14 protein-coding genes are annotated in these 24,584 nt (G+C 50.8%); 7 read left to right on the top strand and 7 right to left on the bottom strand.

Going from position 1 to position 24,584, the window contains the following annotated elements:
• Positions 1-11: 11 nt before the first annotated feature.
• The 4 genes from AC50X8_RS23520 to AC50X8_RS23505 all read left to right on the top strand — a co-directional run bounded on the left by AC50X8_RS23520 (position 12) and on the right by AC50X8_RS23505 (position 4,133).
• Entirely contained in the window at positions 12-1,457 is a 1,446-nt protein-coding gene (locus AC50X8_RS23520) for a DEAD/DEAH box helicase (protein ID WP_494881843.1), read from the top strand.
• Between the two features lie 209 nt (positions 1,458-1,666).
• Positions 1,667-2,254 (top strand): TetR/AcrR family transcriptional regulator, encoded by a 588-nt coding sequence (locus tag AC50X8_RS23515; protein ID WP_494862584.1) that lies wholly within the window; start codon positions 1,667-1,669, stop codon positions 2,252-2,254.
• A 240-nt stretch (positions 2,255-2,494) separates the two neighbouring features.
• Positions 2,495-3,238, top strand: a complete 744-nt coding sequence (locus AC50X8_RS23510; protein WP_494862582.1) for an SDR family oxidoreductase — start codon at positions 2,495-2,497, stop codon at positions 3,236-3,238.
• Positions 3,239-3,296: 58 nt separating this feature from the next.
• Positions 3,297-4,133: a GNAT family N-acetyltransferase gene (locus AC50X8_RS23505; RefSeq protein ID WP_494862581.1), complete on the top strand. Its 837-nt coding sequence runs from the start codon at positions 3,297-3,299 to the stop codon at positions 4,131-4,133.
• Between the two features lie 123 nt (positions 4,134-4,256).
• Here AC50X8_RS23505 and AC50X8_RS23500 read toward each other — a convergent pair whose 3' ends face one another.
• Positions 4,257-6,650 carry a transglutaminase domain-containing protein gene (locus tag AC50X8_RS23500; protein WP_494881841.1) on the bottom strand — a complete coding sequence of 798 codons (2,394 nt, stop codon included), beginning with the start codon at positions 6,648-6,650 and terminating at the stop codon, positions 4,257-4,259.
• A gap of 340 nt (positions 6,651-6,990) precedes the next feature.
• On the opposite strand from AC50X8_RS23500, the gene AC50X8_RS23495 reads away from it, so the two are divergent.
• Both AC50X8_RS23495 and AC50X8_RS23490 read left to right on the top strand, forming a co-directional pair.
• Positions 6,991-13,461, top strand: a complete 6,471-nt coding sequence (locus tag AC50X8_RS23495) for an immunoglobulin-like domain-containing protein (protein WP_494881839.1) — start codon at positions 6,991-6,993, stop codon at positions 13,459-13,461.
• Positions 13,462-13,713: 252 nt separating this feature from the next.
• Positions 13,714-14,211 carry a DinB family protein gene (locus AC50X8_RS23490; RefSeq protein ID WP_494881837.1) on the top strand — a complete coding sequence of 166 codons (498 nt, stop codon included), beginning with the start codon at positions 13,714-13,716 and terminating at the stop codon, positions 14,209-14,211.
• 74 nt (positions 14,212-14,285) lie between these two features.
• Here AC50X8_RS23490 and ybaK read toward each other — a convergent pair whose 3' ends face one another.
• The gene (gene ybaK / locus AC50X8_RS23485; RefSeq protein ID WP_494862573.1) at positions 14,286-14,759 is read right to left on the bottom strand and encodes a Cys-tRNA(Pro) deacylase; all 474 of its coding nucleotides are present in this window, start codon (positions 14,757-14,759) and stop codon (positions 14,286-14,288) included.
• Positions 14,750-15,472: a MerR family DNA-binding transcriptional regulator gene (locus AC50X8_RS23480; protein ID WP_494881835.1), complete on the bottom strand. Its 723-nt coding sequence runs from the start codon at positions 15,470-15,472 to the stop codon at positions 14,750-14,752. The genes ybaK and AC50X8_RS23480 overlap by 10 nt, the downstream gene beginning before the upstream one ends.
• A 150-nt stretch (positions 15,473-15,622) precedes the next feature.
• Here AC50X8_RS23480 and AC50X8_RS23475 point away from each other — a divergent pair, with 150 nt between their 5' ends.
• Complete coding sequence (locus AC50X8_RS23475) at positions 15,623-16,492, top strand: alpha/beta fold hydrolase (RefSeq protein WP_494881833.1); 870 nt, start codon at positions 15,623-15,625, stop codon at positions 16,490-16,492.
• A gap of 9 nt (positions 16,493-16,501) precedes the next feature.
• On the opposite strand, the gene AC50X8_RS23470 is transcribed toward AC50X8_RS23475, so the two are convergent.
• The 4 genes from AC50X8_RS23470 to AC50X8_RS23455 all read right to left on the bottom strand — a co-directional run bounded on the left by AC50X8_RS23470 (position 16,502) and on the right by AC50X8_RS23455 (position 24,409).
• The gene (locus tag AC50X8_RS23470) at positions 16,502-19,519 is read right to left on the bottom strand and encodes a hybrid sensor histidine kinase/response regulator (RefSeq protein ID WP_494881831.1); all 3,018 of its coding nucleotides are present in this window, start codon (positions 19,517-19,519) and stop codon (positions 16,502-16,504) included.
• A 286-nt stretch (positions 19,520-19,805) separates the two neighbouring features.
• Complete coding sequence (locus AC50X8_RS23465) at positions 19,806-20,921, bottom strand: sugar ABC transporter substrate-binding protein (protein WP_494881829.1); 1,116 nt, start codon at positions 20,919-20,921, stop codon at positions 19,806-19,808.
• Complete coding sequence (locus tag AC50X8_RS23460) at positions 20,890-22,548, bottom strand: response regulator transcription factor (RefSeq protein ID WP_494881827.1); 1,659 nt, start codon at positions 22,546-22,548, stop codon at positions 20,890-20,892. Before AC50X8_RS23460 ends, AC50X8_RS23465 begins: the two co-directional genes overlap by 32 nt.
• The gene (locus AC50X8_RS23455) at positions 22,526-24,409 is read right to left on the bottom strand and encodes a cache domain-containing sensor histidine kinase (protein ID WP_494881825.1); all 1,884 of its coding nucleotides are present in this window, start codon (positions 24,407-24,409) and stop codon (positions 22,526-22,528) included. The genes AC50X8_RS23460 and AC50X8_RS23455 overlap by 23 nt, the downstream gene beginning before the upstream one ends.
• Positions 24,410-24,584 lie beyond the last annotated feature (175 nt).

Genomic DNA, 24,584 nt, shown 5'->3' with positions numbered 1-24,584 from the left:
GGAGCTCTATGATGAGTGAAGCAAGCTTTAAGGATTATCAATTAAGTGAAGACATTACCCGGGCGCTGGACAGCTTAGGCTACAAGCAGCCGACCATTGTACAACGCGAAGTCATTCCGATTGCACTGAGCAAGCGCGATCTTACGGTCAAGTCGCATACCGGCAGCGGCAAGACGGCGGCCTATGGCATTCCCATTTGCGAAATGGTGGATTGGGACGAAAATCGCCCGCAGGCGCTCATTCTAACACCGACACGCGAGCTTGCTGATCAAGTAACCGAGGACATCACGAATATAGGCCGTTACAAAAGAATTAAAGCGACAGCGATTTATGGCAAGCAGCCCTTTGCCCCACAGCGCATGCAGCTGACGCAAAAAAATCATGTGGTCGTCGGTACGCCTGGCCGCATTATGGATCATATCGAAAAAGATACGATCGATCTGGAGAAGCTGCGCTTCCTCGTCATTGACGAGGCAGACGAAATGCTGAGCATGGGCTTCATCGAGCAGCTGGAAATGATTATTCAGGAGCTGCCGAAGGATCGGGTGACGCTGCTATTCTCCGCTACGCTGCCGAAGGATGTAGAGCGGCTGTGCCATCGCTATATGAATGATCCGGTGGATATTGCGATTAAAGCTGAGGGCGCCGCGAAGGCCGAAATCGATCATTCGTTGTATATCGTGCGGGATAACCGCAAGCTGCAATTGCTGCAGGACGTGACGGTGATGGAAAACCCGGACAGCTGCATCATTTTTTGCCGGACGCAGGTGAATGTCGATGAGGTGCATCATGAGCTGACCCAGCTCGGTTATCCGATTGGCAAAATTCATGGCGGCATGGAACAGGATGATCGCAATCGCGTAATGGGCGAATACCGCAGAGGCGAGTTCCGTTATTTGGTGGCGACTGATGTAGCGGCGCGAGGCATTGATATTGATCGGATTACCCATGTGATCAACTACGATTTTCCGATGGAGAAGGAAAGCTTTGTCCACCGCGCAGGCCGAACTGGACGAGCAGGCAACAAAGGCAAGGCGATCTCGTTCTTGACGCCAAATGAGGATTCTTTTCTCGCTAATGTTGAGGCGTACATCGGGTTTAAAATCCGGCAGGCGGAAGCTCCGCCTGAAGATGTCGTGAACAGCCGCAGGGAAAGCTTTGAGCTGAAGCTGAAAGCAAGTCCAGAATTGAAGCAGGACAAGAAGTCACAGCTCAGCGCAGACATCCTCAAGCTTCATTTCAACGGAGGCAAGAAAAATAAGCTCAGAGCGGTTGATTTCGTCGGCACCATTGCGAAAATCGAGGGCATGACGGCCGTAGATATCGGCATCATTACCATTGAGGACAATAAGACGTATGTGGAAATTTTGAATGGCAAAGGCAGCCTCGTGCTGCAAGCGATGAAAAACACGACGGTTAAAGGCAAGCTGCTTAAAGTACAGCCTGCTCGGAAATAACAGGTAAAATCGATGGCGATAAGCAGCGAAGGTAGCGGGAAGGGTGTACTAAGCAACGCGCTTCTCCCAACCTCTGTGCTGCATCGTTATCGGTTTTTTTATGGAGAAAGCAAAAAGCCTGGACTGACAAAGTTGAGCTTTTGACATTTGTATTGGGCTGGACCATATGATATGGTTGAAGCAGCAAAACGAACAAAGAGGGGATAACAATGGCAAATGAAACGCCGCTAACGAAGGAAGCCATATTGGACGCAGCGGAACAGGTGCTTCGGAGATATGGCCCCGATAAAACGTCGGTTACGGACATCGCGAAGTTTCTCCAGGTTAGTCATGGCACCTTATATCGGCATTTTGCGAGCAAGGCTGCGCTTCGAGAGACAGTTACCGAGAGATGGCTGGATAAAAGCGTATCCGAGCCTCTAGAAGGGATTGCGACTGCAACGGACGGCAGCGCTGCTATGCAATTGCGCTCATGGCTTGACGCGCTTATGCAGAAGAAGCAGATGTATGCGCTTGAGGATGCGGAGATGTTTGCAATGTACTCAGCGGTAACGCTGGAAGCCGTTGATTTAATTGCGGCGCATGTCGATCACTTGGTCAAGCAGATTGCCATCATTGTAGAACGCGGCATGCACAGCGGCGAGTTTAAGCCGGGTGATGCGCATGCGACGGCAAGGGCTATTTTTCTGGCGACGACGAAATTTCATCATCCGGCTTTTGTGCGCGAATGGTCGAGCAAGGAAATCGATCAGGATTTTGATGCCGTGTGGAGCTTGCTGCTTGCGGGATTACAATAAATATGCCTTTAGAAACAGATCGGAGCACTCCGGCAGCCGTTTCTAACAGGCGTATTTTTTTGCGTTCAATAGGGAAAAAACAGAGGAAAACGTGAAATCATTTCACGGTGATTTTAAAAGATTGTCAATACACAAATGACAAAAAATAATATTTGTTATTTGACAGTTGTAACATGCCAGTATATACTCTATTCAATAACAACGAGGCACAGCACCTCGCGACAAAGGATGGGACCACAGATGGAGAAAAGTTTAACGGGCAAAGTGGCATTAGTTACGGGCGCATCGAGAGGCATTGGGCAGAAAATCGCTGAGGATTTGGCACAGTATGGAGCCAAGGTAGTGGTCAATTATGCAAGCAGCCCAGCAAAGGCGGACGAGGTAGTCGCTGGAATTAAACGCGATGGCGGGGAAGCAACAGCAATTAGAGCGGATATCAGCAAGGTAGCAGAGATCGAAGAGCTATTCCACAAAACATTGGAAGCCTATGGTCAGATAGACATTTTGGTTAACAACGCAGGCATTATGATCAACAAGCCGCTAGCAAGCATAACGGAAGAGGATTTTGACAAGCAATTTGAGATTAATGTCAAAGGCACCTTTTTTGCCATCCAGCAGGCAGCGCTGCATATGAAGGAAAACGGGCGCATCATTAATTTTTCAACGTCAGTGGCGGGCCATATGTTCAAGGCTTACAGCACCTACGCAGGAACGAAAGGCGCGGTGGAGCAGTTTACCCGCCAGCTTGCGAAGGAGCTTGGTCCGAAAGGCATTACGATCAATGCCATTGCACCGGGACCTGTAAACACGGAGCTGTTCAAGGCAGGGAAGACGGAGGAGCAGATAACGGCGATCAGCAATGCCAATTCCTTTGGACGGCTGGGCGAGCCGGAGGACATTTCACAGGTAGTGCTGTTTCTGGCAAGCAAGGAGTCGCAGTGGGTAACCGGGCAAACGCTGCGCGTGAATGGCGGATTTATTTAAAAGGATGGTTTGAAGCCCTCTCGCAGCTATGTTATGGTTCGTATAAAAGGAGAGGAAGATGATGCAGCATCTGAATCAAATAGTGCCGCTTCTGGAACAGGACACGCTTACGAACATTACGCTGCTGAAAATGATCGAGGCTTATGAGGGGGCCATCAGCAGCAAGCTCATCGAGGGCTCTGAACCATCGCGATGGGGGCTGCTCCTGCTGCTTCCAATCGAAGCGTATCCTTATGATCAGCAAACGTATCCCGAAGCTGACTATATCGCTTTTGTCGCGTATACGGAGCAGTCGCTGCTGCCCGAACTGCTCACAGCTGTTCCCACAGGTGCCCGCCTCGTATTCAAGCTCCAGAAGGATGAGTATCGGGAACAGCTTGCCCAATACTACGAGTTGGAGCAGGCCAGAGCATATATTTCCTATACGAGCCAAGACGAGCTTACCAGCAGCAACGTGCAGCAGCATAAGCAGCATAAGGCGATTAATAATGAAGACGTTGTGAAGCAAGAGACGCTGACAGAGGAACTGCTGCCGCTGCTTTGCAGCAACGGCTATACGCCGGAGGAGCTGCGAGGCTATTTTGCCGAACGCGCCTATGCCTTCGTGATTTACCGGGACGGCGAGGCTGCTGCCGGCTGCTTTATTTTTTGCAATTATAAAGACATTTGGGAAATTGCAGGCGTCCATACCCGGGAGCGCTGGCGTGGGCAAGGCTTGGCAAGGCAGCTTGTAGCTGCCGCGTTGGAGCATTTGAGGCAGAGAGGGCTGAGGCCTAGATACCATGTGCTGGAGACGAATGCCGCCTCAATCGGGCTCGCCGAGTCGCTAGGCCTCCACCCCTTCATGAAGCTGACGCATCATACGATGCGAAGCCCCGCCGCGATACCGCAGTAAATTTAGGCGAATCAACAAAAGCCCGCCCTTCAACGCTAGCTGAAGGGCGGGCTTTGCTGCAAATATAGGAAAGTATATAATTTTTCTATCCTTACTCTTACCGTATTTGTGCCTCGTCAAATCTTATAATTCCAGCAGCACGTAGCTGCCCATATAGAACAATTCAGCATCGTCATATTGATCAGGTACCTCTTCCCATACGATATCCCAAGTGTCATCCAGCATTTCCGAATAATCGACCTCAGGGGAAAGGCGCAAAATAATTTGATCCTGCCCGCTTTGCACGAGCTTCGTCAGCTCCATGCGATATTGCTTATTGGAGGTGATTTCGAGACCATTTTTCACATAGTAGTCGTATTTATTGCTATCGCCGGTATATTGGTCGAGCTCATCGTCCAGCCAATAAGACACATCCTCTACATATTCCTCGTTAATGGCGGTCGCATCGCTCGCGTTATAGAGCATATAAGGAACATCTGAATTGGTCGCATTGTTGGTCGGATCGACGTTCAGCCATTCTTCGCCAATTTTGACCTTGTTCCATGCATGGGGAACGCCATCCAAATAGCCGGTTACGACAATCGTCTCCACGCCAGCGAGCTCGTTCAGCAGCTTGTAGGTGTAGGCATAGCTCATACAGACGCCGAGTTTATTGACCATTATGCCGTAGGTGCTGTAAGCATCATAAAACTCCGGGTCCACCTTGCGAAAATCATATTTATACGCATTATCCAGCGCATCATCATCGTATACCGTCGTATCGTTCAAATAATCATAGATCGCCAGCCGTTTTTCCTCGTCGTTCATATCTGGCGTAATCGTGGCTGCAATAATGCGTTCGGCCTCCTGCATAATTTCCCGCTGCTTCGCGCGCATCTCCTTGACCGGATTCTCGTAGGACACATAAAGCGAAAGTGTGCGGTAATCGTAGCCGTAGCTTGCAAGCCCGATAATATATGGGTTTTGGTACATGACCTTCTCGACGACGTCAATGAGAACCTCGGTATTTTGCGCTTCGGGAAAGGACATAAGCGAAATGTCTTCCTCTCCGGTCATCAAGTTGCGGGCCAAATATTCCTCTAGCGCCGAGTCGGCAGAAATATTTAGCTTCTCCAGCAGCTTGTCGGTTGGAACCTTTGCTTTATCGCCCTTGGCGACGACGAGGCGCGTATTTTCGATTTGCCGATCAATCAGGTTGTCGGTAGTCGAAGCCGCTTTGGTGTAGCGGGTAATAATAGTCGGCACATTGGCATCCGGTATAAAATAGGTCGTATTTTCCGGCTGGACGTAGCCGGTATTAGCTGTATTATCGGCTTCGTCATCCTCGTCCTCATACCAGGAGGCTACATAATCAATATCCTCAAGGGTGACGTCTTCGACCCAGACGACGCCTGTCAGCGCTGTACCTTTAATGGAATAAGGAATGCGCAGGGGGCTGGACGGCTCAAGGACAAGCGCATCCGTTTCATACACGATGTCCTTAAAGCTGATAGAGCCATCCGTATGCTTGACCTCGACGCTGTATGGCAGATCATCTACGTATTCATAGGTATTGCCGAACAATTCTCCTTCATATTCGTCGGTAACCTCCGTCGGAAGCTGGCTTGACAAATCGGCCGTCACGACGGGGGCGCTGAAGTTGGATTCCTTGCCGTTGGAAACGGCTGTGACATAAAAGTTGCCCTGTACCCCGGTATTTTGCGCGAGTGTAAAGCTCTCGCCCGTATCCAGCTCTAATTGGTCGTAAGTGGTATCGCCAAAATCTTCGAGCTCCGTTCCTTTGACCCGCTCAATCAGGACAGGGGTCTCCAAATAAAAGGCGGATTTTTTGCCCGGAGCGCTTGTCGTTCCATCCGTTTTCCGAGCTTTGGGGAAGGTCTGGTACACCTTGTATTCGCTGACCCCGGTTATTTTATCCCATAAGAGCTTTAGCCTGCCATCCTCGCTTATTTCATAGGTGAGATTCGGAACGGGCAGCTTGGACTCCACCGTGAATGGGATAATGAGCGGCTCCTCCAGCTTTTTGGGCGTAGTGGAAGCCATGTCATAATCAATGCGGAGATAATAAATCGGCGCATTTCCCCAGCCTAATGGATCAGAGGAGGAAGCGGAAGGAAGCGGCAGCACACCTGAATCCAGCGGCTCGACCGTGATTATGCTTTTGCTGCCTTCCACAGGGGTGACCCGGTTGAATGAAGCCATTTGGCTGGAGGGCAGCGCCTGCCGGTCTGTATGAACCGTAATCGTTTCTTCCCACTTTAAATTATCGAGCTGCGTCAAATCGGATTGAAAATGAAAATCGAATTTCATATCTTTGGCTACATTGTAGAGCGGCATAATCGGCTTATTGCTCGTTTCGCCGTATTTTTGCTTTAATTGCTGCACGGAAAGCTTCTCCGGCGTCTGCCAAGCATATTTAAGCAGCTTAATGCTGGAATTGAAGCCATTTGCCGCATCTGACATGCAGCCCGTCAGCAGCAGGCTCATGAGCAGCAGGCTGAGCAGCATTTTTTTCATTGCGCAGGTCTCCTCCGGGAAGTGATGAAATCGTATAGTTAGCAATATGAAAATTTTACCTTGTTAAATTAAATTATTCAATTCATTTCATAGTCATGACAAAAAGGGCTGATCCCATTTGTGCCAAACGCAGCATATTGATGGGCCCTATACGCAGTGTTAGCCGTGAGAAAAGGTGAAAAACGTACTTTTCAGCCTGCTTATTCTATTTTTGATATCGCGAGGCCGGAATTGAACAAAAAATTAAACGACTGGCATAAATAATCCCATTGTGTAGCGGGGCGCTATGCTATTTAATTATTACGAACTAATGAAAACGCATACATTTAGGAGGGGGAACATGAAGCGAAGAAAAATAGCAGCGGTGCTGCTGGTTGCAGCTATGCTGCTCAGCACGCTGACGGGGCTTGCGCCACGAGCGGTTTGGGCAACGGAGGAGGAGCCTGCTTATTTGGATGAAGGGGTGTCGGCAGCGGAGTCGGTGTACCAGCCCGGCCTGATTTTACACTATGATATGAAGACGACGGCAACCGATGCAGGGCAGACCATTGTGAAAAATGTAGCTGGCGGAACAGCCGTATATGACGGCATTTTCCGCAATCCATCGAATGGCCAGCTTGTGGCGAATGGCACTGCTGGTTTTGCTGGCTTTAACGGAGGCGCGGCTTCCGCGAACAGCGGCTATATTGAAATACCGAAAGGCGCAGGCGGCGAGGATCTGCTGAGCGGCTTAACCGATGTCACGATTTCCTCGCTCGTCAACTGGGAGAACGACGGCACGAACCGTTGGATATTCGGATTCGGTGCCACGACAAGCGATCCCGAGAATGGTAACAAATATTTGTTTGCTACGCCGCGTCATGGCAGCACGGGTAATTATGCGGCTGCCGGCATATCGAAAAGCGGCTGGCGCAATGAAGCGCTGTGGAAAGGGGCTGCTACACTTGCAGCGGGAGCCTGGAAGCAGGTGACGGTCGTTTTTTCCGGTGCAGCGGATACGATAACGCTGTATATTGACGGCGTGAAGGCATCCTCCGGCTCGGCGAAGGGCATTAAGCTTGCCGATATTATTAATACGGGGACGAACTACTCCGGCTATATCGGCAAATCTATTTTCGCGGGCGATGCGTTCTATCGCGGCTTGGTAGGCGACTTCCGCGTCTACAATTATGCGCTGAACGATCAGCAGGCGGCTGATCTGTATACGCAGGCTTCCGGCACAATCACGGACCTCAAGCAGCTTGTGCTGACAACGGCAGCGGATGCACTCGCTCCAGCGACTATGCTTGCCTCAGGCGATTCGAGCGCTGATGCGGTTACGAAAAATTTGACGCTGCCGGCAGCTGGCCGCAATGGCGTAGCGATTGCATGGAGCTCCAGCGATGCGGCGGTCATTGCCGCAGATGGAAAGGTGACGCGTCCAGCGGCGTCAGAAGCGGATAAGTCGGTGCAGCTAACCGCGAGCCTGACGTATCAGGGGCTTTCCATGCAGCGGGTACTGAGCTTTAAAGTATTGAAGGAATTTTCTGAAAGCGCTATCGCGGAGGCGGATGCGGCGGCGCTAATCGTCCGTAATCTAGATCAGGTTAAGGGCCATTTGACGCTGCCTCAGCTTGGAGGGAACGGCTCCAGCATTGAGTGGGAATCGAGTGATCCGGCGGTTGTGAAAGGCTCAGCGCAGGCGGCAGGCGATGCGGCGCAGCTGGGCAGAGTGCTGCGTCCCGCAGATAAGGATGCCGTCGTTACGCTCAAGGCCACGGTGAAAAAAGGCAGCGCAAGCACACAGCGGCTGTTCCAGCTGACCGTGAAGCAGGCTCCGCCGAGCCTCGATTATGACGCTTATTTCTTTGCTTATTTTACCGGGGAGTATGAGGGCGGAGAAGAAATTTCCTTTGCGACAGCCGAAGACCCGCTCAAATGGCGGGCGCTGAATAACGGCCAGTCAATTATTCAATCGACGCTGGGCGAGAAGGGGCTGCGCGACCCGTTCATTATGCGCTCGCATGAGGGCGATAAGTTTTATTTGCTGGCGACGGATTTGCGCATGGGCGAAAGCACAAATTTTGACCAGGCGCAAATAACGGGCAGCCATTCGATTATGATTTGGGAATCTGACGATCTCGTCAACTGGAGCGAGCAGCGGATGGTCGAGGTCGCGCCGAAAAACGGCGGCAACACGTGGGCGCCTGAGGCAATCTATGACGAGAAAACCGGACAATACGTCGTATTCTGGGCTTCTTCCATGAAGGATGCCGATACGTATGGCAAATACGCCAGCGGCCGACCATCGGGGCAGTACAACGTTATGTATTACGCGACGACGCGGGATTTTTATACGTTTTCCGAGCCAAAGGTATATATGGATGAAGCGTTCCCGACGATCGATACGACGATGCTTCAGGAGGGCACCGACCTGTATCGTTTTACGAAATCGGAAATCGGCTACAAAGTGTTTTATGAGAAGGCAGCTAACGTCTTTGACGATGTTGACGGCATTGCGGCTAATGGCTACCAGTTTACAGCGATTGCCGGTACGAAAAATGGCAGCCAGGGACGCATCGGCCATGGCAGCAACAATGAAGGGCCAACCGTATTCAAGGATATTCGGGAGGACAAATGGTATATGTTCCTCGATTCTTGGCCTTATCATGTACGTGTATCAACCAATCTGGAGGACGGAGCGCAGTTTAGGGATAATCTGCTCGCTGCTGATCAATATGCCCTTCCGCCAGGGCCGCGCCATGGCACGGTCATTCCGGTAACGCGGACGGAATATGATGCGCTGCAAGCGAAATACGGCTTGCCTGGTCCAGCGGAAAAGGAGCATCCAGTTGTGCATTATACGTTCGACAGCAGCAGCGTAACCGGCACGCTAGTGAAGGATATGTCCGGGCAGGGGCACAATGCGACGCTCGTTGGCGGAGCCTCCATTAACGAGTCGGATAAAATAGGCAGCTCCGGCAGCTCGGTGGAGCTGGACGGCGCAACAGGCTATGTAAAGCTGCCAGACAATCTGGTGCGCGATTTGAATTTGGAGAAGACGACGATCGCCACTTGGGTGAAGGCGGATCAGAACAAGCTGAACCAGCGGATTTTCGACTTTGCTTCGGATACGGGCAGAGCGGCTAACCGCAATACGATGTATTTGAGCACTACAGGCGATACTGGCGGCCTTGAATTTGCTATCGTGACGCCATTCACGGAGAAATTCGGAAGCGATTCGACGCTGCTTGGCGCGAGCTATAAATATGCGCTTCGTGCTGCGACGCCAGCGGCAAATGCTTGGCATCATGTAGCCGTATCCATCGACGGCTTCGAGGCGGTCATGTATGTGGACGGGAAAGAAGTGTCGCGCAGCAGCACCTTTAACGTAGAACCACGCATGCTGCTGCAAACTTCGATAAACGATATTGGCAAATCCCGAAATGCGAGCCACGGCTTGTTTGACGGCAAGCTGGACGACTTCCGCATTTACAATCGGGCGCTGACGAAGGAGCAGATTGCTGCGCTTGCAGCGGACTTGCCGGAAACGCCGGGAGGCGGCGAGCAGCCGGAAATGCCGAAGGCGATCGTCCATTATGATATGGGCCAAGTCGACGGCACGACGGTGAAGGATTTGGCTGGAAGCTTTAATGGCACTTGGGTCAATTCGCAAAATGCAGAGCGGATACATGCTGGGCAGATGGGCGTTATCAGCTTCACAGGTGGCACGACCAGCTCCTATATTGAGCTGCCAAAAGGGGTAACCGATGGCCTGACCGATACGACGGTATCGATGCTGATGAACTGGAGCGGCAAGGCTGGGGCCGAATGGGCTTTCGCATTAGGGCAGAACAGCACCAAATATATGTATTTTACACCACGCTATAACACATCGGCGGCGAATGCACGGGCGGGCATTGCGACAAATTCATGGAACAACGAGGTAGCCGCGCAGCACACAGCTGGTCTGACGACCAATCAGTGGAAGCTGGTAACAGCGGTTTTATCTGAAAAGGAGCAGACGCTAACGCTTTATATTGACGGCGTAATGGTAGGAGCAACCGCAACGGGCGGCAAAACGATGGCCCAGATTAAAAATGCTGGAGGCATCAGCGGCTATATCGGCAAATCCTTTTATACGTCCGATCCCTATTTCGGCGGCATGGTCGCTGATTTTAAACTGTTCAACGGCGCTTTGAGCGGGGCAGAGGTTGGGACTCTACAGCGGGAGGCTGCGGCGAAGATCGCTGCACTTGACGGGCTCACGCTGGAATATGCGGCGAACCATTTGGATTACAGCGCTTTTCTGAACGGCAATGCGAGCAAGGACAGCATTCGCACGAATTTGAAGCTTCCGGCAAGCGGTGGACATGGCACAACGATTACTTGGGTGTCTGGCACGCCGAGCGTCATATCGAATACGGGTGCTGTCACGCGTCCTGCCAACGAAGCAGGCAACCAGAGCGTCACGCTGACAGCTACGATTACAGATGGAGCCAAATCGGTGACTCGCAGCTTCACGGTCATCGTGGAGAAGGATGCGAGCCTCATGGAGAAAGCGCTGCTGGATGCGCAAAGCCTAATCGTCCATAACTTGGCCGATGTTCGCGGACATTTGACGCTGCAAGCGAAGGGTGCAAATGGATCGGCCATTGCCTGGGCCAGCGAGCAGCCTAATGTTATAACGGCGACAGGCGAGGTTACACGTCCCGCGCATGGCAAGCAGGCTGCAACCGTGAAGCTGACTGCCATGATTTCGAATGGCGAAACCTCGATTTCGAAAGCGTTTCTAGCGACGGTGAAGCCGCTGCCTGCGCCAGCCGACTATAAAGGCTATGCGTTCACCTATTTTACGGGGGAAGGCTCGGCGAGCGGCGAGCAAATTTATTTTGCACTGAGCAAAGGTAATGATGCCTTGCACTGGCAGGAACTGAATGGCGAGCAACCAGCGATTACGTCGAATTTGGGTGAAAAGGGTCTGCGAGATCCGTTCATTATCCGTTCCCCAGAGGGCGACAAATTTTATCTGATCGCAACCGATTTGAAAATTTACGGCAATGGCGATTGGGGAGCCGCCCAGACGAGCGGAAGCCGCTCGATTATGGTATGGGAATCGACGGACCTTGTAAATTGGTCGAACCAGCGGATGGTAGAGGTATCTCCGCCGGAGGCAGGGAATACTTGGGCTCCAGAAGCGTTCTATGACGAGGAGACCGGTGAATATGCCGTATTTTGGGCATCGAAAATGTATGCCGACGAAAGCCACAGCACAGGTACGCATCAGCGCATGATGGTGGCGAAAACACGCGACTTCTATACGTTCTCGGAGCCGGTCGAGTATATGAACGATGGCTACTCGATTATTGATACGACGATGATTGGACATGATGGCAAAGTTTATCGTTTTACGAAGGATGAGCGCAGCAATAACAGTGCGACGCCGAATGGAAAGTTTATTTTTCAGGAGTCAGGCAGCAGTGTCTTTGACAGCAGCTTTAAGGTAATCAAGGAGGGCATCGGGCGCGGACAAATTTCACAAGGCGAAGGGCCGACCGTATTTAAGTCCAACACCGAGGAAAAATGGTATATGTTCATTGATGAATTTGGCGGCAGAGGTTATGTGCCGTTTGAGACAACGGATCTCGATTCGGGCGAGTGGAAAATATCGGCGAATTATGAGCTCCCGTCACGGCCGCGCCACGGCACGGTCATTCCAGTGACACAAGCGGAATATGACCGCCTGCTTGTAAGCGTACCGAAGGCTGGGCAGTCCGAGTCTGGAACGAAAGTAACCGGTGTGCAGCTTGCGCCTTCAGCACTTGCACTGAAAGCAGGGGAAGGAGCGCAAATGTCAGCGAATGTCGCGCCTCTGGCTGCGACGAATAAGTCTGTCGTCTGGTCGAGCAGCAATCCGGCTGTGGCAATGGTGGATGCAGCAGGTTATGTGCGCGGGGTTGGAAAAGGTGCCGCCTATATTAGCGTGGCAACCGTAGATGGCGGATTTATTGCCATATCGGAAGTGAAGGTAAGCGCAGGTGAAGATAACGGTGGAGGAACGACGCCAACGCCGACACCAACGCCAACGCCAGGAACGACGCCAACACCGACACCTAGCCCGACACCAGCAGAACCGACACCGACCATACCGAGCCCAAGTCCAACACCGACCATACCGGGCTCGACGACTGGTCCAACACCGACGCCGGTCATATCGATTCCGTCGACGGCACCGGGTACAACGCCAACGACACCGAGTCCAAAACCGAGTACGGAGCCTAGCCCAACACCGTCTGGCGCTTTTAGCGATACAGCGAACCATTGGGCAAGCGCTTCGATTGCAAAGCTGACGGAAAAAGGACTGATGAAGGGTTATCCGGACGGCAGCTTCAAGCCGAATGCCGCGATGAGCCGCGCTGAATTTGTGACGGTCATCTATCGCATGCTTGGCATGGATTCAGTTGGAGGAGCTAGCAAAAACTTCAGCGATGTTCCGGCAGATGCGTGGTACAGCGGAGCGGTTCATGCCTTGCGTGAAGCGGGAGTCGTTAGCGGCGATGCCGCAGGCACATTCAGGCCTAACGATTCCATTACGCGGGAGGAAGCTTTTGTGCTCGTATACCGTAATGTGAAGGAAAAGCTTGCGCTCAGTGGTGATAGCGATGAACCTTTATTCACTGACGATGCAGCCATTTCAGACTGGGCGAAGGAGGCGATAGCTGCTTTGTCCGCAGCAAATGTACTGAGCGGCTACGATGATGGCACGCTCAAACCGAAGGGCAGCATTACTCGAGCGGAAGTCGCGACGATTTTGGCGGCATTCGTAGAATGAGCAATGGATGCTAGGTGAAAAACCAGCGAAATAAAAATACGGCGGAAGCTCCCGAATGTTTGCCCGGGAGCCTCCGCCGTTTTATTTTCAAAAGTGCTATCGCTGAAAATTCCTCGCATGATTGTAGAGTTCAATATATTACGACTAAGGCGAAACTTCCGCTGCTAGACATCGCTTTTCACAAAGAGGTACAATTTAAAACAGATCCTTTATGCTTGCAGCATAACGGTCTACAAGAGAGGATGACGACACATGCCAAATTCAAATCATTTATTTGGACAAGCCCTTGTCAAATCGCTGGTGGGGGAACGCGGTCATATTCGCATCGCCCGTGCTTTGCCCGACATGGATGCCGAGTTGGCGGGACGTATTCATCAAGCTATGCCTTACAGCATTTATCAGCTGTTGAAACATATGCATTACTGGCAGCATTTCATGCTGGAGCATTTGGAAGGACGGAAGCCGCAGCTTCCTGCAAACGTTATGGAAAGCTGGCCAGAAGAGACTGCCCCGCAAGACGAGCTGTCCTGGCAGGCGGATATTCAGGCCTTTCTAGCTGGAGTCGACCAAGCGGTAGCTATTGCCGAAACCGCGCAGCTGGATGAGCCGCTTCTGTATTTTCCCGGCGAGACCAAGGCGGGGCTGCTGCGCAATATTGCGTCCCACAATTCGTACCATCTGGGCGAAATTGTGCTGCTGCGCCGCTTTTACGGTGCTTGGCCTCCTCCAGGAGGCGGATTTCCGGCGTAACGGATAGAGACACCCTTTACAGTTGCTTAGGGGCATAGGGGCAACCGCTATTAATATTAGCAGCCCCTAGCCCTTTATTTTATGACCTCAGTAAATAATGCAGCGACAGTAGCGGCGAGCTGTTCAGGGGGAAGCTCCAGCTGCAGACCAACTTTCCCGGCGCTGACGACGATCGTCTCCTGCAACTCAGCGCTGCTGTCGATAAAGGTAGGATACCGCTTTTTCATGCCAATTGGAGAACAGCCGCCGCGTATGTAGCCCGTCCACTTTTGCAAATCCTTCACTGGAAGCATTTCAAGCTTCTTCTCCCCGGCCGCTTTGGCCGCTTTCTTCATATCCAGCTCAGCCCCAACCGGAATGACAAAAATGTAGAGGCTGTTTCCGCTATGCGTGACCAGCGTTTTGAACACGCAATCCGGCGCTTTTCCAATTTTCTCAGCTACAGCACTGCCGTGGATTTTCCCATCCTCGTTATCATAGGTGTGCACCTCATAAGAAATATGGTCGGCATCCAGCATTCGCATGGCATTCGTTTTGGTTACTTGCATGTGTGGTCCTCCTCTGTGTAGAAATCGACGTATTTCATAAGCTGGGCAGCTCCTTTAAATTGTGTGATCAGCTTTTCGTTTAAGTTTTGAAGGGCAAGGTGAAACGCCTGATCGATTTTTGAATAGCTTTGCAGCTCGAAGGCTTTTAAGAGCTCCTTCATATTTTCGATATAATAGATCGTTTTTCTTAAGCTGCTAATGACTAAAATTTTTCTTAATTCCGGTACGTTGAAAATGCGATAGCCATTTTCTTTATCCCTTTCGGAAATGATCAATCCCTCTTTTTCCCAATGCCTTATTGCGGAGGTGTTCACCCCAGCCATTTCGGCAACTTTGCCAATCGTCATTGCATTCGTCATTTTAACATTTCGATATTTGCTAAAATCAGTATTTTTAATCAGCATAAGGATTTCTTCAACTCTTTGTTTTTCTACTTGGTTGAGGTACAACTGGTTGTTCACCAGCCAAAGCGCCTGTACCTGATCGCCGTTTTTTATTTTTCGCATGACCTCATAAACGGTTGGTATATCATAGCCTTGCAGCAACGAGCGAATCGTTATAAAAGCTTGAAAATGGATGGGCAAATAAGACCTATGGTTGCCTATTGTTCTCGGTACATCCGGGAGCAAGCCCTGCTCCTCATATCTTCTTAAAGTAGTCGTACTTATGTTCAGCTCATTGGCAATTTGTACAGGGGTAAATGTATTTGTCATGCGCCTGCTCCTCATTAAAGTAAAACCTTCAAGTGCTACGATAACATAAAAATGCCTGCATCGAAATCCTGCCGCTGTCTCATGATGAAAAACCGGAATATTGCATGAATGTTGTATGGTATTCATATAAGCGGATTAGGAGTGGTAATCATGAAAAAAATCGTAACTTTAAATGACGGTTCAAAAATGGAGGCGGGTCTAACCGGGAACCCTACCGGTAAAGTCATCATGCTGCCAATAGCCAAAAAATCGGTTTATGGCCAGCAGGCTGAAAGCTTGAAAAGGTGGGGGGTAGACCCCGAGCTGGGGGAGCATTTTATCGATGGACTATCCGATCAGTTTCAGGTTTTATATTTTGATTATGAAGGCCATCTTTTTGAAAATCCTCAGCCGGATCAGCTCACGCCTGACCATATGACAAAGGATTTTCTGCTCATAGCCGATGAAATGAAGGTGGATACCTTTAGTTATTATGGCTACTCATGGCTTGCATTAGCTGGCTTGCAACTGGCAATTCGAACTCCCAGATTGGAAAGCTTGATGATGGGTGGATTCCCGCCATACGAAGGGCCTTATAAAGAAATGATGATCGTAACGGAAAAGACTCATGGGCAAGCTTTAAAAGATCCAAGCAGCTCTAAGGCTGCTAAATATGAAGAAAATACGACTCCTGATGAAATCGATTGGGATCATGTCCAAATCACTCTCGATCCAAAGCAAACCCAACAATTTTTCACCTTGTATCAAAATTTAATGGATTTTGATGATACGTCCATTCATAAAGCTTTGGACTTTCCTAAACTAGCCTTCGCTGGAGAACAGGATACGATTGTTTACGGCGAAAGCTTCGGCAGTGTAACGGTTGATATGATTGGTATATTGCAAAAGAATAAACAGCAGCTAGAACAATGGGGCTGGGATGTGGCTATCCTCGAAGGAGGAGGAATGGACCATACCCAAGCGATGCAGCCTAATGCTGTTCTGCCCTTGATTAAACCCTGGTTGATGGAGCATTTGTAAATGATCTATCTACCGATCTGGAATAACAAACGACACGGTTGTTCCTTCATTAACGCTGCTCACAATCGACAAGCCCTGGCCGTACAGCTGCTGTAATCGTCGATTCGTATTAGGGATGCCAATTCCAGCTTTTTCACTCAAAGCAGCATTTTGCAATTGAGCGACCTTCTCCTGATCCATTCCCTTGCCATTATCTTTTACTTCAATCAGGGTGAAGCCCTCCCGGCGAGTGATGGAAAGCTGAATCGTACCGCCTGCGTTTCGGCTGAGGAGACCGTGCTTGACGGCATTTTCGATCAGCGGCTGAATAGAGAGCGGGGGCAGCAGCAGGCTAATGCCCGGCTCCACCTCCCATTCAATCGACAACCGATTCCCGAACCGCGTTTTTTCAATATAGAGATAGGCTTCAACGAGCGCGAGCTCATGAGACAGCTCTACCAACTCTCCTGTATTCAGATAATCAAAGCTAATTCGTAAAAAGGACGAGAAGGCCTGACCCAGCTTGCGCATGCTTTCCGTATCAATATCACTTAACGCCATTAACGAATTAAGGGTGTTGAATAGGAAGTGGGGCTGGATTTGCGCCTGCAAATAGGCGGCCTCCATACGCAGACGCTCATTAATGGATAGCTTTAGCGCTATCAATGCTCTGATCCGATATTTTAACTCCAGAGCATCTACGGGCTTCGTCACGTAGTCGCTTGCTCCCGCTGAAAATCCGGTGTAAATGTCGGCTTGCTGGCTGCGTGCGGTTAGAAGCAATACGGGCAGCTCCGACATGGAAAACTGCTCTCTTACTTTCTGCGTTAATTCATAGCCGGACATTTGTGGCATCATGACGTCAGCGATAAGCAAATCCCACTGCCGTGTCCCAAGCAATTGCAGCGCTTCCCGGCCGGAACGGGCGGTTGTAAGGGTGTACGGCTCGGTCGAAAGAATGCTCGTGAGGACATTCAGATTGATCGGATCGTCATCAACGGCAAGAATATGGGCGTACTCTTCCTTAAGCAGCGGCGCAAGGGTGGCGGCAGCCTCCATTTCCCCTGAGAAATGATGCGGGAGTAGGAAGCCAGCGGGCGTCTCCTCGATGATTTCTGGCACTTGTCCAGAAGTTTTCGGGAACTTTGCTAGCGGAAGCTTGGCCTCATCTGCCAAAGGCAGATTAAAGCTGAATACAGAGCCTTTGCCCAATTCAGAGCGAACCGTCAATGCTCCGCCGTGCAGCTCGACAAGCTGCTTGCAAATGCTTAAGCCCAGTCCAATGCCTTGCCCATCGCTTATTCCAAAAGAACCTTGCTCATAAGGGAGAAAAATTTTCTCCTGCGTTTCTTTATCTATACCGAGTCCCGTATCGGAAATATGAATAATCGCTTGCTTGTCTCTCATTTCGGCCGAGACGGTAATGCTTCCTTCCTCCGTATACTTGAGGGCATTATGCAGCAGGTTATATAAAATTTGAACGAGCCTTTTCTCATCGGCCAAAACCAAGGGCAGCGATTCGGATATATCCATATGCAGGTTGATTGGCTTGTGCTCCTTCATGAATTGCAGCATCGCGATAACACCGGGTGCAATAGCCTGAATGCTCAGGGGCTCCCGCTGCAAAACGATGCGTTGTTCCTGAAGCCGGGCAACATCGAGAAGATCGCCAAGCAGCTGTGACATTCGCCTGCTGATCGTAATGAGGAGCTGCATATCCTCAAGACTGCTTTTCGCAAGCCTGGTCTTCTCTTTGGTGACAACGTTATAAGCGATATTCATAATACCGTGCAGCGGCGTACGGAGCTCATGAGACGTATTTGCTAAAAACTGGTCTTTAATTTTATCGGCTTTTTGTAACTGCTTGTTCAAATCTCTGTTTTCCCTCGCATTTCGAAAATACTTTTTAAACCAATAGGCCGAAAAACCAATAATGGCAAAAATAATGTCAATAGGATAGTAGACGGTGGTAACATCTCTTGCATTCTCAGCAATACTCCATAATAAGTTGGAAAGGATGCCTGCTGCGGACAACAGCAAGAAAATGATGTCATTATCTTTATTTTTTTGCAAAATCATCGTTCCGACTATGTATATAAACCAGGCGAATGAGATGAAATTTATCGTATTCAATATATTGTAATGAATAAGCCCATAAGCCATATAGACTGGCGAAATCAGAAAAATGACGGTAAAAACTACAATGGCCGCATTGTGCGTTCGGAACCAGTTTTCCCGCAGAGGAGTCGCGTTGAAGCTTTTGAATAGCAGAAGCAGGAGCACATTTTGCCACAGCAGAGAAATCATTCTAATCTTGAAACTCCAAGTATAGTTGATCGGCAGCCACAATAAGAGTACATTGTCGTGGCCTATTAGAATTGTAATGCCCACGGATAACGTTAACAGCGCTGCGATCAACAATCTCTTCTCTTGCGGACTGAATAGGTAGAGAATGCAAGCATATACGCAATGAAGCAGCAGAATAAGAAAAATGAGCATCTGAAACCCAATCGAGTACCAGCGTACAAAATCAATAGTGGCCGCAGTGCCAAAGCGAATCGGCGTTACAATACCGCCCTTATAAGGGCTGTCGAAATTGGCCGCATGAATGACCAATTCGATCTCTGTCGCTCCTTCAATGCCATAAGTAGAGGTGAAAGAGGCGCTTTTCGGCGTATATTCATAGGCAGAGTCGGCAAGCTTGCCCATGCCCCCATTATCTTTTCCGTTAAGTTCAATTTCTGATGCCGCCTGAATGGTTCTAAACCAAAATGAAACAGGAGTCTGAAGCGGATCGATCAAAATGCGAAGACGATACGTTCCATATCCGTACGAGTTGCTAGATTGGTGCGGCAACGCGCTGCTCCAATCGCCTGGAACGACAACGTAGCTTGCATCGGATTCCGTCTCCAAAAGCTCGCTGCCCGTTAGAAATTTTTCAGTATAAAACTGCCATTCTCCATTCAAATTAAGCACGGGGGAATTTTCTAAATCGATACCGCGAAGGTCAAGTACACCGCCAACGGCATGCGGTTGCTGGTCTGACATGGGAAAGAGGACAGACCATGCCCATCTCATGCTGACTAATGCAGCAAAAATTAAAAGCATGATCGTTATATATTTAAAACGTGTAATATGTTTTGCCTGCAGGACGTTCATCAATTTTGTCATAAATGAATAAAACCTCTTTTGACCGCTCTTTATTGTTAATCCTTTACATTATAGCATAGGATTTAGCCATTCTCTTGCTTGGCTGCTAAAGAGAGCAGGTAACGATTAGCAAAAAGCCCTTAGAATAAACATTGGGGACCTGTGAAGGTTTGCCAGTGCTATGCTAAGGGGCGTTTAAAAGGGAGATGTCCTCCTGCGTAATTTCCAGCGTGCCTGTGTCATCGAACAGAGGTAGCGTCTCGCCAGCGAATGCTTGCAGCAGCCGCTCGATAATGCGTGTACCCCATAATTGCTCATTTTGCGACAGTGACGCTGTAATTTGTCCATTCTGAATCGCTTCCTGAATTTCCGGCATCATGCCGAACGTTAGGGAATAGCGGTTTAGACCTTGCGCTTTCCAGACGAGCACCGAGGCGGAGCCGGAGAGGGCATCCATCGATACGAGCGCGTCAAAATGCGGATGGTCATCGATCATTTTTTCCAGCTGCGCCAGCGCGCGGGTTTCGTTGCCTTCGTTATACAACACATCGAGCACTTGAATGTCGGTCTGCTCATTAATATAGGTCAGCATGCCTTCGAGGCGCTCGCTTAAGCTTTTCATCCGCGCCATTCCGTTCTCGACAATAACCATTCCCCGCCCGCCCAGCAGCTCGGACAGCATATGCCCCATTTGGGCACCCGCAGCAGCATGATCCGTTCCAATGAAGGCAGCGCGCTTGCTGCTGGGTGAATCGGATTCAAAGCAAATGACCGTAATGCCCGCCTGTACGGCTTTGTTAATGACGGGAACGAGCGCTTCCTCATCAATTGGATCAAGCGCTATGCCGTCAACCTGCGACGCGATCATCGTCTCCATCATTCGGATTTGCTGCTCCAGATTCGCTTCATCCGGCGCCTTCACTATGAGCTTGACGCCGTGCAGAGCTGCTGCTGATTTGGCGGATTCCGTCACCGTCTCATAATACGGATGCGCCATCGGATATATAATGCCAAAGGTAGCGATGTCGGGTGCTGCTGTTGAAGCACTTGAAGCAAAAGGGGAGGGTGAGGGAGAGCCGCCATCCTGGCTGCCGGATGAGACGATGCGGGCATCTTCCGCCGTCTCTTTACGACCATCGCTGCTGCTAGAGTTGCCAGCGGCAGTGCCAGCTGCCTCATGATTTGTACAGCCTGTCAGTAGCAAGGTGAGCACGAGCAGGGCTGCAAGCAAAATAGCGAGCAGGGGCCTTTGCCGCAAAGCCGCCAGCCTATGGGAAAACAATGATGTCTGAGCTCGCATGGTGATGCACCCCTCCTGCCGCTTGCGCGCTGCCATCCTGTTCTTGCTGCTTGCGAAACTGCGTTGTCGTCATGCCGGTTACCCGCTTGAACAAATTGGAAAAATAATGGGCATCATTATAGCCGACCTGATGGGCGATTTCATACGACTTTGCATTCGACGCCTGCAGCAGCTCCATCGCTTTGCGGATGCGCGTGTGGGTTAGAAATTCAATAAAGGTTTGCCCCGTCTCTTGGCTGAACACTTTGCTAAGATGGCTGGGGCTGACGCGCACATGCTCCGCCGCATCATTCAGCGACAAATGATCATCGCCATAATACTTCAAAATGTAGTCCTTCACCTGGCTCAGCATTTCGGCGTATTTATCCGCGGCTCCAGCACGCCATTGCCAGAACTGTGCCAGCAGCGTTTGGAGATAACAGCAGGCATCCTCTTGGCTGCGTACCTCGCTCATGGCCCGCTGCAGCTTATCCAGCTGCTCCTTCGGCATATCCGGATTCCGCTGAATGGATTTGGCGATATGAACTGCTTCAATCGTCAAGTCATTGAGCAAATAATAGCCGTAAAAAGCGCCGCGCCAGTCAAGCTGCTGAAGCCCAGCTGCAAAGCTGGCAATGAAAGACTCCGTCTTGGCGGGCGTGCCAAGCTTGAGGAAGTCGATGAAGCGCTGGCGCTGGGCGACCACCGATTGCTCGGATAAGCCGGAGGCGGCATCGCGCAGCGCTTTGCGGTTTTGCCCGGAGAGCCTGCGCCAATGCTTGTCATCCTCCGCCTCCAGATAGGAGGAATGGATACCTTGCAGGCGATCCTGAATGCTGCCGATGCCGACGGCTATCGTGCAGCTGGCACTGCGCTCCGCCTGCTCCTTCCAGCTGGAGGCGAACCGCGCCAGCACCTCTTGCAGCTGCGGCAGCGAATCGCTCTTGAGCAGCCAGATCGTCTCCGTCTGGCTGCGCTTATAGGACAGCGTGCCCGGCAGAAGGGAGCTGACCGCTTCGTGCAGCAGCAGCTCCGTCTGCTGCTGGGTCGCCATATGAACGCTGACGGAGCCTTCCGGGCAGCGAATGTCCGAGATGGCGGCTGCGTAATAGCTGGCCGTCAGTCCAATCGAAAGCGAGCCGGCCTGATGGATCGCTTCGGCCGTTGTAATAAAGCCGCTGCATAAATCGCTGAGCAGCTTATGCCGCATCTGTTCTGCGCTACCGCCTTGGGCGAGCTGCTTCTTCTCCAGCAGCTCGCGCTCATAACGCTCGCGGTCAATGCTGCGGCTGACGTCATGCAGCGTCCGCACGATATCGGCAGCGCTGACCGGCTTGAGGCAATATTCCTCTACGCCGACGCGGAGAGCGGCTCTTGCATATTCAAATTCGTCATGCCCGCTGAGAATAATGATTTTGATGTCCGGCATCCGCTCGCGGACGATGGCGCTCAGCTCCAAGCCATCCATAAACGGCATCTTGATATCGGTAATGAGGATATCCGGCTGGCGCTGCTCAATGAGCGGCAGCGCCAGCTCGCCATCAGAGGCGTCCCCGCAAAACATAAAGCCTTCTTGCTCCCAATTGATACAGTCCCGAATGCTTTCCCTGACAAGAATTTCGTCGTCAACGAGCATAACCTTTTTCATTCGGCTTCATCCTCTCCATTGGAATGCGGATCGTAACCTTGGTTCCGAGCTGGTCTTCGCTTTCTACGATAACGGTATAGGCTTCCCCGTAATAGAGGCGCAGCCGCTGCTGGACGTTATGCAGGCCGAAGCCGCCGGATACCTCCGAGCCTGTCTCCTCGGGAATATGCTGCATGCGCAGCGCCTCGCGCAGCTCGGCAAGGCGCTCCGGCTTCATGCCGATGCCATTGTCCTCAATCATCAAATACAAGTCCGAATCTTGGCTGGCATAAGCATGTATGCGGATTAAACCTTTACCGCGTTTATTTTTAATGCCGTGATACAAGGCATTTTCAACGATGGGCTGGAGCGTCATTTTCAAAATCGGCAAGTCCTTCAGCTCCTCCGGCACATCCAGCTCATATTCCAAAATGTCGCGATAGCGCATCTGCTGGATGATCAAATAGCTTTGCACATGCTCCAGCTCATCCCTCAGGGCAATCCAGTCCCGCCCCCGATTGAGGCTAATGCGGAAAAAGCGCGACAGCGCCTGTACGAGCTGGATAACCTGCGCGCTGCGCCCGGCTTCCGCCATCCAGACGATGGAATCGAGCGTATTATAGAGAAAATGCGGATTAATTTGCGCTTGCAGCGTCCGCAGCTCTGCCTTCTGCAAATGCTCCTGCTCCTCAATGCTTTGCTTGAGCAGCTGCTTGATTTTCTCCAGCATTATGTTGAAGCTGTTGCCCAAATCGGCAATTTCGTCATGGCCGCTCGGCTGTACCTTGACCTCAAGAAAGCCGCCTGCTGCCAGCCGCATCTTGCTCTTCAGCAGCTGAATCGGCCGCGTCAGGCGGGCTGTAATGAAATAATGCAGCGTAATCGCAAACACGATGCTGAGCAGCACGCTGATAATGATCAGCTGGCGAATTTCATTCGCCTCGGCAACAATTTCCTGCAGCGGCACGGAGCCGACGATTTTCCAGCCCGTTGTGGACGAGGTTGTGAAGGCGACGAACTTCGGCCTGCCGATGCTATAATCCACAAAGCTGTTTTGCTGCAGAGCGAGCTGCGCGCTTAGGTCGGCTGGCGGCTGTACCTTCGCCAAACTCGTCATGGCCGAGGGGAGGAAGATGGGATTTCCCGCCTGATCAAGGACATAGACGTAGCCGCTTTCGCCAAGCGTAATATTTTCACAGTAACGCTCGATGATGGAATCATCCAAATCTATGATGATAAACCCGATCACCTCATGGGTAATTTGCTGCTTGACCGTTGCCATGATGGAGATGACGTTATGCTGCGAATAATGAAAGCCATCGAGACGGTCCAGCGGTGAGGCGTCCGGCGGGGGAATGTTCAATACCTCATCCGGATGGTTCAGCAAATATTGAAAATGCGGATTGCGCAGCGGATTCCTGTCCAGTTGGAACACGCCTTTACGCTCGCTTAAGCCCCGTCCATACAGGTTGACGACCGTAATGTTGAGCACGCTTTCGTATTTATACGTTTCCCGGTACAAATTCATCGTTTGAATAATGGCTTTGGCATCCTCATACGTATCCGTTTGCGAAAATAAATAATGCAGCACCTGCGGGTTGTTTTCCAGCTCCAGCAGCCTTCCCGTATCCTCAAGCAGCGCATCAATGTCATTGCCAAGCTGGCCCACGACGAGCATGGTCGCTGCTTTGCTGTGATCGGATACCGCATTGTACGATTTTTGATAGGAAATGAGGCCAACGGCAATCAGCGGGACGGAGGTCAAAATAATGAACATCAGCAGCAGCTTGGCCCGAAGGCTTGAGAAAATCCAGCGCATCAGCTTCATAGGTTTATAGGAACCTTTCAAATTGGAAATGTATGCGATTTCAAATCTATCCAACCTTCACTATACCAAATTGCCCCAAACCTCGCTACGCACAGATGAAGGATCGACGAAATTTCCACCTTTCGCACAAAAAATCAAACCATTTGCCGCCGTTGCTGGAAAATTACCCAAAAAATCAAATCGAACGGCTATCGGATTCCGTATCCCGGTCTTTTGAAAGCGTTCTATA

The organism is Paenibacillus sp. JT22N15 (assembly GCF_059383755.1).
Note: the sequence above shows the minus strand (reverse complement) of the source record. Positions and strands in the feature narration are given on the sequence as shown.